Here is a 15,813-nt window from a genome sequence, read left to right as displayed (position 1 = left end):
GTTCCACGTCAGCGACGCGAAACCCTACCCGGCTGATGTAGCGAAACTACCGTCAGACGTTGACGCCGTAGTCGCGGGCGATACCGGCGAGCCCGGACGCGTAGCCCTGGCCGATGGCGCGGAACTTCCACTCTGCGCCGTTCCGGTACAGCTCACCGAAGACCATCGCCGTCTCGGTGGACGCATCCTCGGACAGGTCGTATCGGGCGAGCTCGTTGCCGTTTGCCTGGTCGACGACGCGGATGTACGCGTTGCGAACCTGGCCGAACGACTGCGAGCGGGTCTCGGCGTCGTAGATCGAGACGGGGAAGATGATGCTCTCGATGTTCGCGGGGACCGCCGCCAGGTTGACGTTGATCACCTCGTCGTCGCCTTCGCCGGCGCCGGTGGTGTTGTCACCGACGTGCTCGATGGAACCGTCCGGTGAGCGCAGGTTGTTGAAGAAGACGAAGTGCTGGTCGGAGACAACCTTCTTGTCGGCACCCGCACCGATGGCGCTGGCGTCGAGGTCGAAGTCGGTACCGGTGGTCGAACGAGCGTCCCATCCGAGTCCGACAGCGACCGCAGTCAGGTTCGGCGCCTCCTTCGTGAGTGAAACGTTGCCGCCCTTGGTCAAGCTGACGCCCATTCAGGGGTCCTTTCGAGAGGAGGTGTTCGACCTCGACGGCTGTCGAAGTCTCGAGATCGTCGTGCACCACCACGATAATGAATTTGTCCGACTTGTCCCATCCGATAGCTGTCCACAGGTTTGTCCACAGGCGATTCCGGTCAGCTCGGGCCGACGGCGCCGACCAGTACGATTTCAGGTGTGACGAGCGGATGGTCGGGACGCTTCCGAGGAAGAGCCCGGAGCGACGAGTCGACTCGTCGCGCCCACGACACCATGGTCGCAGCGTTTCTCGACATGGACAACCGTCAGAGCATCGCCGCCGCGGCGGTCGACGCCTCGAAACAGCTCACCCCGGAACGCGGAGTCCAGCGGATGTGGGAGCCGGTTCGGGAGGGGTGCTATCAGGCGGCGTCCGCGTATCTCGCGGCGGAAGATCAATTCGACGGCGTCCAGTCGCCGGCGGCAACCGCCGCATTCGAGCAGGTCACAGCGCAATTGGTGGCCGCGACACAGGCGCTGGACGAGTTCTACCGCGCGCATCGCGGTCATCTCGAGGAATCCATGGCGATGCTGGCCGCGATTCCGCAGGTGGCGCAGCAGGCCCTGCAGACAGCCGAGGCCGCTCGGGACGGGCTGCGGCGACACCAGGCGTACGGCGACTATCCGTCGGTGCGGGCATCCGCTGCGGCGCTCGACGACGCCGTCGCGGCCTTGCAGGCAGCCCGGGGGGCCAACCCGGTGCGCGAAGCCGCGGGCCGGGTACGGGATGCTGCGGCGGCCCTCGACAGTGCGCTGGCGGCTGCGCCGTCCAAGGAGCGGGACGCGTCACATGCGGTGTCGTCGGTGACCACCCGGATCGCCGCCGTGCAGACCCGTGCCGAGCGGCTCGCGCCTGCCTACTCCGCACTGTTGCGAGAGTTCAACGCGAGAAGTTCGGCGGATCTCGTCCACAACCAACAGGACAGTCGCCTGCAGATCGAACAGGCCGAGGCCGATCTGCAGAAGGCGCGTGAGGCCCTGACCGCGGGCAACCCGGAAGGCGCGCTCGAGTTGACGAGCGCGGCGCGGACTCATCTGGCGGATGCCGAGGCGAAAGTGGACGGTGTCACCGACCGGTTGCGACTACTGCGGCACGTCCGCGAGAATCCGCGTGCGAAAGAGAACGAAATCAGATTTCGCCTGCGCGATGCCCAGATGTTGGCTGTCAATCGCGGGCTCGTGCGGGAATGGGGGTCGGTCCTCGACGCCCAGCTCGAGCGGATCCACCGGATCGCAGGGACACTGACGGGCAGGCACCCCGACTACTGGGCGTATATCACCCAGCTCGATGCGGTGTCGGCGTTCATTGCCGAGGTGGTTCAGAAGATGAGAGGACATACAGCGCAGCGATGACATGGGGGGACGATGAGTATTAGCGAACAGACCGCGGCAGGCGCCGTGACACCGGGTACCACGATGCCGCGGGTTCGGCACTTTCACCACCTCGACTCACAGACTCACGAACGGTTGTTCCTGCACGCTCCGCAGTCGCTGGAACCGGACGAGGACAGGGTGGTGCTGGCCGTCGCCCTCGGTGCGACGTTGTACGTGCCGGCCACCCGGTCCGATCTGGCGGACATCGTGCTTCGCCGGTCCGCGGAGGGCGTGTGCTCGATGGTCCTCGACCTCGAGGACGCCGTTGCCGACGATCAAGTGGAGTTCGCGCTGCTCAATGCCATCGACGCGCTCGACCGGCTGGCCGCTTCGGGTGGTGCCCGGCTGCAGCTCTTCGTGCGGGTGCGGGCGGCCGCTGATCTTCGGCGCATCGCCGAGCTGCTGACCACGGGCGCGGAGGTCCTCACCGGGTTCGTGATCCCGAAGTTCGGGAGCGTCACCGGCCGCGAATTCCTCGACGAGCTGGCCGCGGCGTCCGATCGTCTCGGCAAGCACCTGTACGCGATGCCCGTGCTCGAATCGCCGGAACTGGTACACCGGGAGACCCGTGACCACGAACTCGCGCGTATCGGCGAGTTGCTGGCCGAGCGTCGTGATCAGATCCTCGCGGTGCGGGTCGGGGCCACCGACATGTGCGGCACCTTCGGGATCAGACGTGACCGCGACCTGACGATCTACGACGTCCGGGTGGTGGCCGACGCGATTGCCGCCATCGTCAACTACCTCGGGCGTAGCGACGACACCGGGCACGTCATCACCGGACCGGTGTGGGAGTACTTCGCCGATCACGAGCGGATGTTCCGGCCCACGCTGCGCGCGACTCCGTTCGAGGAACACGACGAGGTGCGGTTCCGTCAGCAATTGGTGAGCCGGGATCTCGATGGTCTGCTCCGTGAAATCGCGCTCGACCGGGCCAACGGTATCCAGGGCAAAACGGTGATCCATCCCACCCACGTGGCCGCCGTGCACGCCCTGTCCGCGGTCACGCACGAGGAGTACCACGACGCTCTCGACATTCTCGGCGCCGACGGCGTCGGAGGGGTGCGCGCCTCGGGGTACCGCAACAAGATGAACGAGATGCGCCCTCATCGCAATTGGGCCGAGAAGACGCTCGTCCGAGCCAAAGTGTTCGGCGTGACAAACGAGGGGATCACATTCGTGGATCTGTTGACTGCGCTGGCCGTCCGATGACGTCACCGACCGTGTTACGTGAGGTGCCCTGGGCCACCGAGCATCTCGGGCTGACGCTCGCTCACGTCGATTCGGCGGTCGGGCTCACCGTTCCCGAGCTGATCGAGCCGGGGCTGCGCCGCAACCCGCGCCGGGCGCACCTGCTCGTCTCGACGGTCCTTGGCAAGCACCTGCCCACCGAACCCGGGGTCGTGATCTCCGCGGGCAACACCCTCGGTGACCTGGTTGCCGAGGTGCTCGGTTCGGACGTCGATCCAGTGGTGCTCGGGTTCGCCGAGACCGCGACCGGCCTCGGGCACTGTGTCGCCGCCCGGCTGCACGCCCGGTGCTACCTTCACTCGACTCGTCGTGACGTCCCGCAGGTGGGGACGTTCGCCGGGTTCGAGGAAGGGCACTCCCACGCCACCAGCCACCAGCTGCAACCGACCAGCGCCGAATTGTTCGCCAACGACCTGCCGCTCGTCCTTGTCGACGACGAGATCTCCACGGGGGCCACCGCAGTCGACGCGATACGCGCACTGCACCGGCACAACCAGCGCAGCCGCTACGTGGTGGCGTCGCTCGTGGACATGCGTACCTCGGAGCATCGCGACGCCATGGACGTTGCCGCGGCGGAGCTGGGCGTACGGATCGACAGTGTCAGCTTGGCGCAGGGCTGCACGGAGCTCCCGGACGGGCTGGTGGAGTCCGTCGCAGCTCTTCCCGACCCGGTGCTCAACGGCGTCGCCGAGCGGGCAGGCACCGTAGAGCGCGTCGACCTCACCTGGCCTGCAACGGTTCCCGACGGAGGGCGTCACGGATTCCTGAGCGAAGACGTTCCCGCCTTCGATCACGCTGTCGGATCCGTGGCTGCCGCACTCGGTGATCGTCTCGATTCCCGGCGCCCCGTGATCGTCGTCGGGCACGAGGAGTTGATGTATCTGCCGCTGAGGGTGGCGGAAGCGCTCTCGACATCCGGCCATCGGGTGCGATACCAGACGACGACGCGGTCGCCGGCGTACGTGCTGAACGAGGCCGGATATCCACTGCGCCGTGGATTCCGCTTCATCGCACCCGAATCCGGTGAGGAACAGCCCAGATTCCTGTACAACGCGCAGTGGCCGGACGAGGATGCCGTGGTGGTCGTGATGGTCGACGCGCCGGCCGACACCGACCGGCTGACTTCCAAGGGTGGCCTGCTCGACGTGCTCACCGCATCGGGCACCGACGTGGTGCTCGCAGTGGTGTCGGGAGCCGACCCCGCCCGGCTACGGGCCGCACGAGAAGGTGTGTCGTCGTGACAGGTCCGACCGGACCCGGCCCGTTGACCGGACCCGCATTCGGGTCGTACGCCGCCGAAGAGGTGGCGTGGCTGCTCAAAGACCTCTCCCACGTCAACCTCGAGGCGGACGTGGCAGAGCGGGAACGGCGCATCCAGGCGGGTGACGCCCACTACGCCGAAACCCTGCCGATCGAGTATCAGCCGGACGTCGAATACCGCGAGCTGTTCGAGAAGGTCCTGCAGGACAGTGCCATCCGACTTGCCCGGGCGGTGGGGACCGTGACCGAACTGGTCCTGGCCGAACGAGGCCGGGACATCACCCTCGTATCGCTGGCGCGCGCCGGGACCCCGGTGGGCGTGTTGATGCGGCGGTGGGCGCGCGAGGTTGCCGGAGTGGCGCTGCCCCACTACGCCGTCTCGATCGTCCGGGACCGCGGTATCGATGCGACCGCCCTTGATTATATTGCGGCGCATCATGATTCCCGCAAAGTGGTGTTCGTGGACGGCTGGACGGGTAAGGGCGCCATCGCGCGAGAGCTGTCGCAGGCGCTCACCGAGTACCGCGACGCCGGGGGTGCCGTTTTCGACGACGACCTCGCAGTCCTCGCCGACCCCGGGCACTGCGTACGCACGTTCGGCACCCGCGACGATTTCCTCATCGCCTCCGCCTGCCTCAACTCGACGGTCTCCGGACTGGTGTCGCGCACGGTCCTCAACGACACCCTGATCGGGCCGGGCGACTTCCACGGCGCCAAGTTCTACGCCCACCTCGCGGGTGAGGACGTGTCCAATCATCTCCTCGACTCCGTCTCCGCCGCTTTCGCCGATGTGCGCGAACACGTTCCCGGTGACGTGGATAAGCTACTCCGCGGTGACCGGACACCGACCTGGGACGGCTGGAAATCGGTCGAGGCAATCCGCGAGCAGTACGGAATTTCCACCGTCAACTTCGTCAAGCCGGGAGTCGGCGAGACCACCCGGGTATTGCTGCGACGCGTGCCGTGGCGTGTACTCGTTCGCGACCTCGACGCGCCTGAGCACGCGCACATTCGACTGCTCGCCGCGGCGCGCTCGGTTCCGGTGGAGGAAGTGCCCGACCTGGCGTATTCGTGCATGGGCCTCATCAAGGATGTGACATGAGCAGGCAGGACACCAAAAGTTCAGGCAGGACGGCGCTGATCGCCACCGACCTCGACCGGACCATGATTTATTCGCGTACCGCGATGGAGCTCGGTACGGCGGAGTCCGACGTGACGTCCACGCCGGACGCCGAGGACGTGTTGTGCGTCGAGGTGTACGACGGAAAACCGTTGTCGTACGTCACCTCCGCCGCCGAGGCTATGCTGAGGAAGCTCACCGCTTCGGCGGTGGTGGTCCCCACGACGACGAGAACCATCGTGCAGTTCCAGCGGATCGAGTTGCCCGGCGCGCCCTGGCGGTATGCCATCACCACGAACGGCGGAAACATCCTGGTCGACGGGGTACCCGACGAGCAGTGGCGCACCGGTGTCGAGACCGCGCTCGCAACCGGTGGCGCCTCACTCGAGGAGGTCGGGACCGAACTGGGTCGCCGGATCGACGACAGCTGGGTCCGCACTTTCCGCGTCGCCGACGAGTTGTTTTCCTACCTGGTCGTGGATCCCGAAGCGATGCCGTCGGGATTCGTCGAGGAGTGGGACGAATGGTGTGCGGCGCGGGGATGGGGGGCGTCGCAGCAGGGTCGCAAGATCTACACGATGCCGAACGCGGTGTGTAAGAGCCTCGCGGTCGCCGAGGTTCGTTCGCGGCTGATCGACGACGGGGTGCTTCCATCGGATGCACCCGTTCTCGCAGCCGGTGACGGTGCGCTCGACGCCAACATGCTGAGCGCCGCCGACGCCGCGATCCGCCCACGCCACGGAGAACTCGAATTGGCGAACTGGCAGCATCCGACGCTGTCCATCACCGAGAGCAGCGGTATCGCCGCTGGTGAGGAGATTCTCCGGTGGATGTCGGCGCGCGTCGCCCACGGTGCGGCGGCGACGTCTGTCACCTCTCTTTTGTAGGTTGGTAGGCAAACCGGTCGAACGGGACGAACCCGACGCTCCCCACAGTGAAGGAATCACGCAGTGTCCACTCCGCTTTCCAAGGGTCAGAACGGCCCACTGAGCGTCAACGAGGTCGTCGTCTCTCTCGAACTGACGGCCGCCGCAGACCTGTCCGCACTTCTCGTGACCGAATCGGGGAAGGTGCGCTCCGACGCCGACTTCGTCTTCTTCAACCAGCCGAGCGGTCCGGGTGTCCAGCTGGTTCCGGGACCTGCCGGTCAGGCGGCCTCGCTGAAGGTGGCGCTCGGGTCGGTGCCCGCCGACATCGAGCAGGTGCGTGCGGTGATCACCCTCGACGACACGAACAGTAACTTCGGCCGATTCGCACCGCCGACCGCTCGGGTGGCCGATGGTGCAGGTAACCCGTTGTACGAGTACAAGATCGAGGGCCTGAACTCCGAGTCGATCGTGATCGCTCTCGAACTGTATCGGCGTCAGGGTGCCTGGAAGGTGCGGGCCGTGGGCCAGGGGTATGCCGGCGGATTCGCGGCACTCGTCACCGATCACGGCGTGTCCGTCGACGACGCGCCCGCACCTGCACCCACACCGCCCCCGGCCGCACCGACACCGCCTCCGGCGCCTGCAGCACCGACACCGCCTCCGGCGCCTGCAGCTCCGACTCCGCCCCCGGCAGCGCCAGCTGCGCCTGCCGCCCCGGCCGCCCCGGCCGAGGTCAGTCTCACCAAGTCGCGGCCGGTCAGCCTCACCAAGGGGCAGAAGGTCACTCTCCGCAAGGAGGGGGGTGTCGCGCTCACGTTCATCCAGATGGGCCTCGGCTGGGACCCCGTCGAGAAGCGTGGAATGTTCGGCAGCCGTTCCGCAGACGTCGATCTCGACGCGTCGGCAGTGCTGTTCGCCGACAACAACCTCGTCGACGTCGCCTACTACGGACAGCTGGCCTCCAAGGACGGTTCGATCCGGCACCAGGGTGACAACCTCACCGGGGAGGGCGCCGGCGACGACGAGGTGATCATGGTGGATCTCACCCGCATCCCACCGCACGTGTCCAGCATCGTCTTCATCGTCACCTCCTACCGCGGGCACACCTTCGAACAGGTGAAGAACGCTTTCTGCCGGTTGGTCGACAGCACCTCGCAGGCCGAGCTCGCCCGGTTCACCCTGCAGGGCGGCATGCCGTTCACCGGAATGGTGATGGCCAAGGTGTACCGCGTCGGCGGCGAATGGAAGCTCCAGGCGATCGGTGAGGGCATTCAAGCCAAGCACGCCGGTGAAGCGGCTCCGCAACTCACCCGCTTCCTCGGCATCTAGGGCAGGGCGGTGACGATTCACCTCGCGGCCGGCCAGAACACGGTGCTGCCTTCGCATTCGGTGCGTTTCCAGGCGGTGAACGCGAGCCCGATCGACGTGTCGGTGCTCGTGGTCGACGGAAACCTGCGCGCGCTGTCGTCGGATCACTTCGTGTTCTACAACGCTCGATCCGCGACCGGCGTGACTCTCGACGACGGCAACGTGATTCGGCTGAATCTAGGCGAGGTGGACGGCACCGCTTCGGCGGTGCTCTGTGTGGTGAGTGTGGACCCGACGGCCGACGAGGGAACACCCCTCCCTCGTAGCGGTTTGTCGGCCACACTCTCCGACGAGCACGGCGCTCCGCTGGTCGCTTTCGAGGTACCGCTCGTCGGCAGCGAGACGGCGGCAATCTGCCTCGAGCTTTATCGCCGCGGCGACGAGTGGAAGGTGCGGGCCGTCGGGCAGGGCTACGACGGCGGCCTGGCGGAGTTGCTCACCCGGCACGGGGTCGAGGTGGACGAGCCGAAGCCGACAGTCCCTGCCCCCACGCCTGCCGGGCCTGCCGCCGTGCCCCTCGACCCAGCCCACTCGTTCGAGCGGGCATGGATGATCTTCGAGGATGCAGCTCGCTCTGCCGCCTCCTTCCGGGCATCCCGCGACTATGCCCAGGCCCGGCTGGACGATGAGCTGTCGGCGTCGGTGGCCGACCAGTCCACGAGAAACAGCCCCGCCGCGGCGGGATTGCAGGCCCGAGCCCACGAACGTCACGACGCGCTCCTCGCCGAGGCGCAGTCGAAATTCGCGGGTGAGACAACGCAGTTGGCCGAGGAACTCCGCGTCATCGACCCGCTGCTGCCGCGCTCGCTGGCCACCTTCGAATCGACTTCGTGGTCGGCCCGGGACGCGAGCAGTGCGATGACCGACGGTCTGCGGCTCGGCGAATTGTCCGCACCCGATCTCGGTGACCTGCGGGTGCCGTTCTGTGTGCACTATCCGCTGGCTCGCCCGCTGTGGATCGTCGGGGACTCGGCGGAGGCCGCGCCGGTCGTCGCCGCACTGGCGGTACGCATGCTGGTGGCATCCGCCGCGGCAACGCCCACGCTCGAAGTCGTGGACATCAGCGGTTCGTTGCGCGCTCTCACCGAGCCGCTCGCCGCGCTGCTGGCTGCCCCGGTGGTGACTGCCGCCGCCGACATCTCGGCACGGCTCGCCGCACTCTCGGACAGCGTCGACCTTGCAGAAATGGCCGCACACAGCCGGATCGCGGATGCGAGGCCGTCCCCACGCCTCGTCATCCTCAACGATTTTCCGCACGGCTACGGAGCCGAGGATGCTGCGCGCATCGTCCATCTGGCCGACCACGGTCCTGCAGTGGGGACGTCCCTGATCATCGTCGGCGACGACAGTGCGGCGGAGACGGACCCCGGTGTCGCGGTGCTCGAGAGATTCGCGCAACAAGTTCCATCTTCGGGGGTTCTCACCGTGTCCGACCCGTGGACGGGCAACCAGTGGATCCTCACGCCCGACCGGCTTCCCGCCGATCCGCTCCAGCGTGCGTCGGTACTCGATTCGCTCACCGGGCGGTAACTTACTCGTCCGGTAGCTCGATGCCGAGTTCCCGCGCCTTCGCCGCGACCGCGTCGGGGAACACGTTGCGGAACAAGAACAGGTCTTGTCCGAGAACCCACCCGGGCGCAAGTTCCGTCGCGTAGCGCTCGAAGTAGCCCAGCTGCTTGCCGAACAGCACCAACTCCTCGGGGCTCGCGACACCCCACTTCTTGCCGATCCCGACCAACGCCATGATCAGCTCGCTGAGGCGCAGTTCGCCGAGGTCACGCCCGAGGAGGGGCGCGAGGGCGGCCGCTACCTGCAGTCCGACCTCCTCGTCGGTCGCAGGGTTGTCCGTCACGTATCCCAGGCTCCGGATACCGCGGGCCATCCGGGAGAAGTCGCCGTCGATCAGCGTCGCATAGAACATGTCGCGGAGAATCTGACGCCACGACTCCGGAAGCTCCCCGACGATGCCGAAGTCGAGCATCGCGATACGGCCGTCGTCGAGCACCCACAAATTCCCTGCGTGCACGTCGCCGTGGAAGGGCCCGTGGACGATGACCGATTCGAGCCAGACCTTCACGCCCCGGCGGATCAGCATCCGGGTGTCCATGTGTGCGAGATCGGGGAAACGGTCGAGGGGCAGTCCGTACATGCGTTCCATGCAGATCACGTGGGGACCGCAGTAGTCCCAGTACACCTCAGGGGTGGTGACCCCTTTGTTGTCCCCGAACGCCCCGATGTTGGTACGGAATCGGGCCTGGCGATCAGCCTCGACTGCGCTGTTGAGCTCCGTCATCGTGGCGGCGTGCAGGTCGCGGATGATGGCCGTGGCGTTGGCGATGCGGAAGAACTCGAAGAGCCGCTCGAGGATTCGCGCTCCCCAGTACGCGGTGCGCAGATCCACCACCATGCGGCGGAAGATGTCGGGGCGCTGTACCTTGATGACCGCTTCCCGGCCATCGTGCAGAACGCAGGCGTGGACCTGCGCAACGGAGGCGGCGGCAAGGGGGATGTCGTCGAATGCGGCGAACAATGCGTCCACCGGATGTCCCAGGTCTTGCTCGATGACCCTGCGTGCCTCGGCAGCGGGTACCGGTGGGACGTCGTCGAGACATCGCAGGCACGCGTTGGCCAGCGGGGCGGGGAACACCCCGGACGACGACGCCATCAATTGCCCGACCTTCACGAAGGTAGGTCCCAGCACCTCGAACCCGTCGACCAATCCTTCCGACGCCGCGTCCGCGAGGGTGCGGCCGCGGCGACGGAAGGGCCAGCTGGCGACGGAGAACAGCACGTAGGCCACGACGACGACGCCGATGACCACCGCTCGCCACAGTTCCGCGCCGCGAAACCGGTCGAGGGTGACGGCGTCGACGGTCAAGGCTGCTTCGGGCGGTCCCGAGGCGTAGGGGCCGACTGGACGTGCCGTTGGCTCTTGCACAGTTCCTACCCTTGCGTTCAGTCCTGGCTGCCGTTCAGTGGGGACCCTACCCCGACCGATGAGCCGGACTTCTGCCGGTATGCGGGACGTGCTGTCACACTATTTCGTTAGCGCAAGTCAGATCCCCAGCGCGGCCGCGAGTTCGCGAAGCGCGGGAACCGGATCGTCCCCGGCCGGCAGCACCTGAATAGCGACGTGGTCGGCACCGGCATCGAGGTGTTCGCGCAGGCGTCCGGCGATGTATTCCGTGTCCCCGTGAGCCACCAGGGCGTCGATCAGGTCGTCACTGCCGCCGTCGGCGATCTGCTCGTGGGTGTACCCGAGCCGTTCGAGGTTGCTCACGTAGTTGCGCAGGTGCAGGTAGGGGTTGTCGACGGCGGCCCGTCCGATGGGGCGGGCCCGAGCGGTATCGGTGTCGAGAACGACCTTCTGCTCGGGCGCGAGTATCGGACCGGTGCCGAGGAGTTCGCGGGCCTCGCGGGTGTGTTGAGGAGTGGTCAGATACGGGTGCGCGCCGGCGCTGCGCGCCGCCGACAGCTCCAGAACCTTCGGGCCTAGTGCGGCCAGAACCCGGCGATCGGCCGGCACTCCGGCTTCGTCGAGGACGTCCAGGTAGCTCACCAGAGAGGAGTACGGCTTGCTGTAGTTCAGTCCCGGCTGTTCGGGATGGCCGACGCCGATCCCGAGGAGGAAACGCCCGGCATGACGCTTTTCGAGGCGGTGGAATGATTCCGCGACCTCTTCGGCGGGCGCAGTCCAGATGTTGGTGATGCCGGTGGCCACGGTGATCGTGGAGGTGGCGTCGAGCAGGCGCTCCGCCACCTCGAGGTCGGCCGGCGGAGACCCGCCGATCCAGATGGCGCCGTAGCCTGCCTTCTCTATTGCAGCGCCCACCTCGGGCTGTAGGCCGCCCGCGTGTCGCCATACGCCGAACTGTCCGAGCTGCGGGGTATTCGCTGTGGTCTCTGTCATGTGGCGTGCAACCTCCCCTGTTCGTCATTCATTCCGGCGACTCGTACTCGGCGGACCGTCAGCTTCCCGGTGCGCGATAGTCGGCCTCACGCCGTACTGCGTCGTCGATCTGTTCGGGCGTCAACAGCATGACCGACTCCGACCGTGCGGCACCGGATGCGGCGGTACGGATGCCGAGAGCAGCGGCAGCGACTTCGTCGGGTACGTCACCGATGACGAACAGATCTCGTCCGCCGAGCGCGAAGTAGCAGGATTCTACTGTCCCGCCGATGCTTTCGACCATCCGTGTGATTGCCTCGCGTCGAGCGGTGCCGCCCTCGGTGAGGAGGCCTTGCGCGCCTTCGGATGAGTACGTGACCTGCCAGAGGTATTTCGGCATGGGGCCTCCTCGGTTGTGGTCCGTCCCATGCTTCTCCCCGGGAGCGATCACGCGCAAGGGGCAACGCCGTTAGTGTCGTGATATGGCGCAGGCCCGAATAGGTATCTCCGGTTGGACGTATCCGGGCTGGCGTGGTGATTTCTATCCGGAGGGACTGGCTCACCGGAAGGAATTATCCTATGCGGCGGGGCGATTGACGTCCATCGAGATCAACGGGTCGTTCTATTCGTTGCAACGACCCACCAGCTACGCGAAGTGGCGGAGCGAGACACCGGAGAGCTTCGTGTTCGCGGTCAAGGGTGGCCGCTACATCACCCACATGAAGCGACTGGTGAATGCGGAGAGCGCAATGGCCAACTTCTTTGCCTCGGGTGTGCTCGCGCTCGGTCCCAAGCTCGGGCCCTTCCTGTGGCAGCTCCCCCCGACACTCGCCTTCGACGAGTCGAGCCTGGGTGCCTTCTTCGACCAGCTTCCGCGTACTACCGCGGAGGCGGCGGCGCTCGCGGCTCACCACGACGAGAAGCTGTCCGGCGATCGAGTTCTGCTCGAGACCGATGCCGACCGCCCGCTACGCCACGCGCTCGAGGTTCGCCACCACAGCTTCGACACGGCGGAGGCGACCGAACTGCTCCGTGCCCACGACATCGCCTTCGTGGTGGCCGACACCGCGGGCCGGTATCCGTTGGTGGAGGCGACCACCAGCACCTTCGTCTACATCCGGCTGCACGGCGACAAGGAACTTTACGCAAGCGGTTACGACGACGAAGCGCTCGACCGGTGGGCACGCAAGATCGAGCGGTGGATGGAGAAGGGGCTCGATGTGTTCGTGTACTTCGACAACGACATGAAGGGGTATGCACCGTTCGATGCGCTCCGGCTGATCGAGCGCGTGCGGGGGAATGGAGGTGTCGGGCCGCCGTGAGAGGGTGATGGCGCACTTCTCCCGGAGAAAGAGGATCACCCGATGTGGCCTACACACTGGCCGACGGTCGCCCGTGACATTGCCGAAGCGGTCGACACCGCACTCGCCGCTGCTCGCTCTTCGGACACGGCAGCGCTGACCGAAGCAGCGGCGAAGCTGGCCGGGGCACCGCCGGAACAGGTTCGGGTGGTGCTGGCAGCCGTGGTCCGGGAACTGCTCGAGACCCTCCACCCCGACGGCCTCACCGGCGAAGATGTGCAGGACGTGCTCGGGCGCTGCGCTCGCGCGGCCGCGCTGTGGCTCCCCTTCGTCCCGGTCGACGCCTTCGTCAGCGTGCTCACGGGTGCACTCGGGGTGACCGAGGTGGAGGAGAACCCGCGATCCCCGGAATGCGTGTTCGAGGCGGCGGTTCTGGTGATCGCCGACCTGTCGGCCACGGCCGCAGTGCCCGCTACCGACTACTTGCGGCGGGCGCTCGACGAGATCGCCCGCGCCGAAACCGTCGAAATGCCCTGATCGGCTAGGGGTGGACTCCGGACTCGACGTTGGTGGCGATGCGGCGGAGCAGCCCGGCCAGAACCGCGCGTTCGTCCTCGTCCAGACCGTCGAGCAGCCGCCTGTCGCGCTCGATTCGTCGCGGGAACTCGGCGTCGACGAGCGCGCGCCCGGCGTCGGTCAGGTGAATCATCACCACCCGCCCGTCGCGCTCGAAGGGCAGGCGTTCGACGAGGCCGAGCCTGCCGAGCCGGTCGACGTGTTTGGTGGTGGATGCGCCGCTGAGCATGGTCACGGCGGTTACTTCGCTGGCCCGCAACGGCCGCCCGCTCCGGGCCAGCACGCACAGCACGTCGAACTCGGGACGGGAGACGCCGTGTTCGTCGAGCGAATGGTCCAACTGCTGCAACGCGCGCGACCCGATGCGGGTGATCCGCCCGATCACCTCGATCGGTGAGGTATCGACCTCGGGATAGGTTTCAGCCCACTCGCGTCGGACGCGGTCGGTGAAGTCCTCGTCCGGACGGGAAGTGCTGCTCATGACAGCCATGGTAGCGACCGACCTCACACTAGTTCACAACTATTTTACTAGTGAAATATACGCTACGCTCGAGCAATGCAGGTTCTCCCTCGATGCGTACCCGACAGCAGTCGACTCGCGCACTGCCGCACTGCGCTGAAGCATTCGGTGACCCCCGCCACCTGGCGTCGAGCGCTCGAGGTTCACCCGGTCGACGCCACCATCGCGCCGGCGATACGCGTGGGTGCGGCCACAGCGCTGGTGTTGGTGCTGGGCGGACTGCTGGGGCACGGAAACCTGGCGGGACTCGGTGCGCTCGGTGCGCTGACGGCGGCATTCGGGCGGTACGAGCCGTATCCGCAGCTCGCCCGCAAGGCCGGTTTCGTGGGGATCGCCTTGGTTGTCTACGTCGCTGCCGGCGCACTGCTCGGTGCGGCCGGCTGGGCGGTGTGGTGGCAGATCGCCCTGATGTCGGTGGCCGCGGGTGCCGCTGCCTGGCTGCTGACCGCCTTCCGGATCGCCGGCCCCGGTCCCGTCATCCTGATCTTCGCCGCCACCGCTGCAGTCGGGTATGCCAGGTCTCTCTCCGACGTGGGACCGGCTGTGGCCGCTGTCGCAGGGGGAGTGGCCGTCGGGTGGCTCGCCGTCATGACGCCCTATTTCTTCCTTCCGCTCGGACCTGCGCGGCTCGCGGTGGCGAGGGCACTCGCGGCGGTGTCGGAACTGGGTCGTGAGTGCGAGGGCGAAACTCTGACCTCTGCCCGCCGGGCCGTCGATCGTGCGTGGGAGGTGCTGGCACACACCGGCAGGCGCCAGGACGCGCACGTTCGTCAACTCTCCGTCCTGCTCGCCGACGCGGAAACGGTGGTCGAGCGGTGGACGTCGGATCGAGACTGCGCCACCCTGCACACCCTCGCCGAATACGAGAGCGAACTTCGCAAGGTGAAGCGCCGCAGTGTTCTTCCCGGGGTCGAGGGTCCCGATCGAGATCTGCCGGCGCCCGGCCGTTTCCTTCCGGACGGCATGCGCCGACTGCGGTCACGGGACGCGGCGGTCACTGCTGCCCGCATTGCGGTGGCAGCGCTCCTCACCGGATGCTTCTGCCTCACTGTGGAGTTGGAGCATCCGTTGTGGGCATCGATGGGTGCGATGGCGGCCATGCAGGGCATGACTTTCAGTCAGACGGTGCAGCGCGGGATCCAGCGATTGACCGGAAATCTAGCCGGCGCAGTCCTCGCGGCAGCATTGATCGCCGCGGCTCTGGGATACTGGCAGACGGTGGTCGTGATCGTCGTACTGCAGACGGCGACCGAACTCGTCGTCATCAGGAATTACGGCTTCGCGTCCGTCGTGATCACCCCGATGGCTTTGCTGCTCACCGGTCTGGGGTCGGCAGTCACCCCCGGCATCGCGGTCAGTCGGGTTATCGACACCCTGGTCGGCGTGGTGATCGGCGTGATCGTGTCGGCCGTGGCCATCAGTCGCACGGACGACCACCACGTGTCCCGGTCGAGTGCGTAGAACTGCGAAATACCCTTCAAGTACGCGCCGATCGGGTGTGGAATGTCTGTATGGACACAGAACAACTTCTACCGACGGATCGTCGAAGGCTTGCGCGGACAGCAGTGGAGTCGCTCGGTACGCAACGCAGTGATCACGCCATCGTCCGGGTGACCTGCCCGGCCAGTCACCGCGT

General features: G+C 66.7%; 15 protein-coding genes. 10 read left to right on the top strand and 5 right to left on the bottom strand.

Features of this window, described 5'->3' with window-relative positions:
- Positions 1–52: 52 nt before the first annotated feature.
- Positions 53–628, bottom strand: coding sequence for a TerD family protein (locus tag CBI38_RS27535; RefSeq protein WP_109333930.1), 576 nt, complete (start codon positions 626–628; stop codon positions 53–55).
- 255 nt (positions 629–883) lie between these two features.
- Here CBI38_RS27535 and CBI38_RS27530 point away from each other — a divergent pair, with 255 nt between their 5' ends.
- The 7 genes from CBI38_RS27530 to CBI38_RS27500 all read left to right on the top strand — a co-directional run bounded on the left by CBI38_RS27530 (position 884) and on the right by CBI38_RS27500 (position 9,421).
- The gene (locus CBI38_RS27530; protein WP_109333928.1) at positions 884–2,002 is read left to right on the top strand and encodes a hypothetical protein; all 1,119 of its coding nucleotides are present in this window, start codon (positions 884–886) and stop codon (positions 2,000–2,002) included.
- Positions 2,003–2,014: 12 nt separating this feature from the next.
- Positions 2,015–3,235 carry an HpcH/HpaI aldolase/citrate lyase family protein gene (locus CBI38_RS27525; RefSeq protein ID WP_204164832.1) on the top strand — a complete coding sequence of 407 codons (1,221 nt, stop codon included), beginning with the start codon at positions 2,015–2,017 and terminating at the stop codon, positions 3,233–3,235.
- Complete coding sequence (locus CBI38_RS27520) at positions 3,232–4,515, top strand: phosphoribosyltransferase family protein (protein WP_109333926.1); 1,284 nt, start codon at positions 3,232–3,234, stop codon at positions 4,513–4,515. The genes CBI38_RS27525 and CBI38_RS27520 overlap by 4 nt, the downstream gene beginning before the upstream one ends.
- Positions 4,512–5,636, top strand: a complete 1,125-nt coding sequence (locus CBI38_RS27515; protein ID WP_109333924.1) for a cysteine protease StiP family protein — start codon at positions 4,512–4,514, stop codon at positions 5,634–5,636. Before CBI38_RS27520 ends, CBI38_RS27515 begins: the two co-directional genes overlap by 4 nt.
- Complete coding sequence (locus tag CBI38_RS27510; RefSeq protein WP_109333922.1) at positions 5,633–6,541, top strand: HAD family hydrolase; 909 nt, start codon at positions 5,633–5,635, stop codon at positions 6,539–6,541. Before CBI38_RS27515 ends, CBI38_RS27510 begins: the two co-directional genes overlap by 4 nt.
- 63 nt (positions 6,542–6,604) lie before the next feature.
- A complete protein-coding gene (locus CBI38_RS27505; RefSeq protein WP_109333920.1) occupies positions 6,605–7,852 on the top strand; it encodes a TerD family protein in 1,248 nt (415 codons plus the stop codon).
- Between the two features lie 9 nt (positions 7,853–7,861).
- The gene (locus CBI38_RS27500; RefSeq protein WP_109333918.1) at positions 7,862–9,421 is read left to right on the top strand and encodes a TerD family protein; all 1,560 of its coding nucleotides are present in this window, start codon (positions 7,862–7,864) and stop codon (positions 9,419–9,421) included.
- A 1-nt stretch (position 9,422) separates the two neighbouring features.
- On the opposite strand, the gene CBI38_RS27495 is transcribed toward CBI38_RS27500, so the two are convergent.
- From CBI38_RS27495 to CBI38_RS27485, 3 genes are all read right to left on the bottom strand, one after another.
- Positions 9,423–10,829 (bottom strand): ABC1 kinase family protein, encoded by a 1,407-nt coding sequence (locus tag CBI38_RS27495; RefSeq protein ID WP_109333916.1) that lies wholly within the window; start codon positions 10,827–10,829, stop codon positions 9,423–9,425.
- 117 nt (positions 10,830–10,946) lie between these two features.
- Positions 10,947–11,801 carry an LLM class F420-dependent oxidoreductase gene (locus tag CBI38_RS27490; RefSeq protein ID WP_109333914.1) on the bottom strand — a complete coding sequence of 285 codons (855 nt, stop codon included), beginning with the start codon at positions 11,799–11,801 and terminating at the stop codon, positions 10,947–10,949.
- Between the two features lie 58 nt (positions 11,802–11,859).
- Positions 11,860–12,180, bottom strand: a complete 321-nt coding sequence (locus CBI38_RS27485; protein WP_109333912.1) for a GYD domain-containing protein — start codon at positions 12,178–12,180, stop codon at positions 11,860–11,862.
- 82 nt (positions 12,181–12,262) lie between these two features.
- Here CBI38_RS27485 and CBI38_RS27480 point away from each other — a divergent pair, with 82 nt between their 5' ends.
- A complete protein-coding gene (locus CBI38_RS27480) occupies positions 12,263–13,102 on the top strand; it encodes a DUF72 domain-containing protein (protein WP_109333910.1) in 840 nt (279 codons plus the stop codon).
- 42 nt (positions 13,103–13,144) lie between these two features.
- Complete coding sequence (locus CBI38_RS27475; protein WP_109333908.1) at positions 13,145–13,618, top strand: hypothetical protein; 474 nt, start codon at positions 13,145–13,147, stop codon at positions 13,616–13,618.
- Positions 13,619–13,622: 4 nt separating this feature from the next.
- Here CBI38_RS27475 and CBI38_RS27470 read toward each other — a convergent pair whose 3' ends face one another.
- Positions 13,623–14,138, bottom strand: a complete 516-nt coding sequence (locus CBI38_RS27470) for a MarR family winged helix-turn-helix transcriptional regulator (RefSeq protein ID WP_418328291.1) — start codon at positions 14,136–14,138, stop codon at positions 13,623–13,625.
- Positions 14,139–14,213: 75 nt separating this feature from the next.
- Here CBI38_RS27470 and CBI38_RS27465 point away from each other — a divergent pair, with 75 nt between their 5' ends.
- Positions 14,214–15,638 carry an FUSC family protein gene (locus tag CBI38_RS27465; protein ID WP_109333904.1) on the top strand — a complete coding sequence of 475 codons (1,425 nt, stop codon included), beginning with the start codon at positions 14,214–14,216 and terminating at the stop codon, positions 15,636–15,638.
- Positions 15,639–15,813 lie beyond the last annotated feature (175 nt).

Origin of the sequence: Rhodococcus oxybenzonivorans, assembly GCF_003130705.1 — a bacterium.
GTDB lineage: Bacteria > Actinomycetota > Actinomycetes > Mycobacteriales > Mycobacteriaceae > Rhodococcus_F > Rhodococcus_F oxybenzonivorans.
This window is presented reverse-complemented; position numbering and strand designations above follow the sequence as displayed.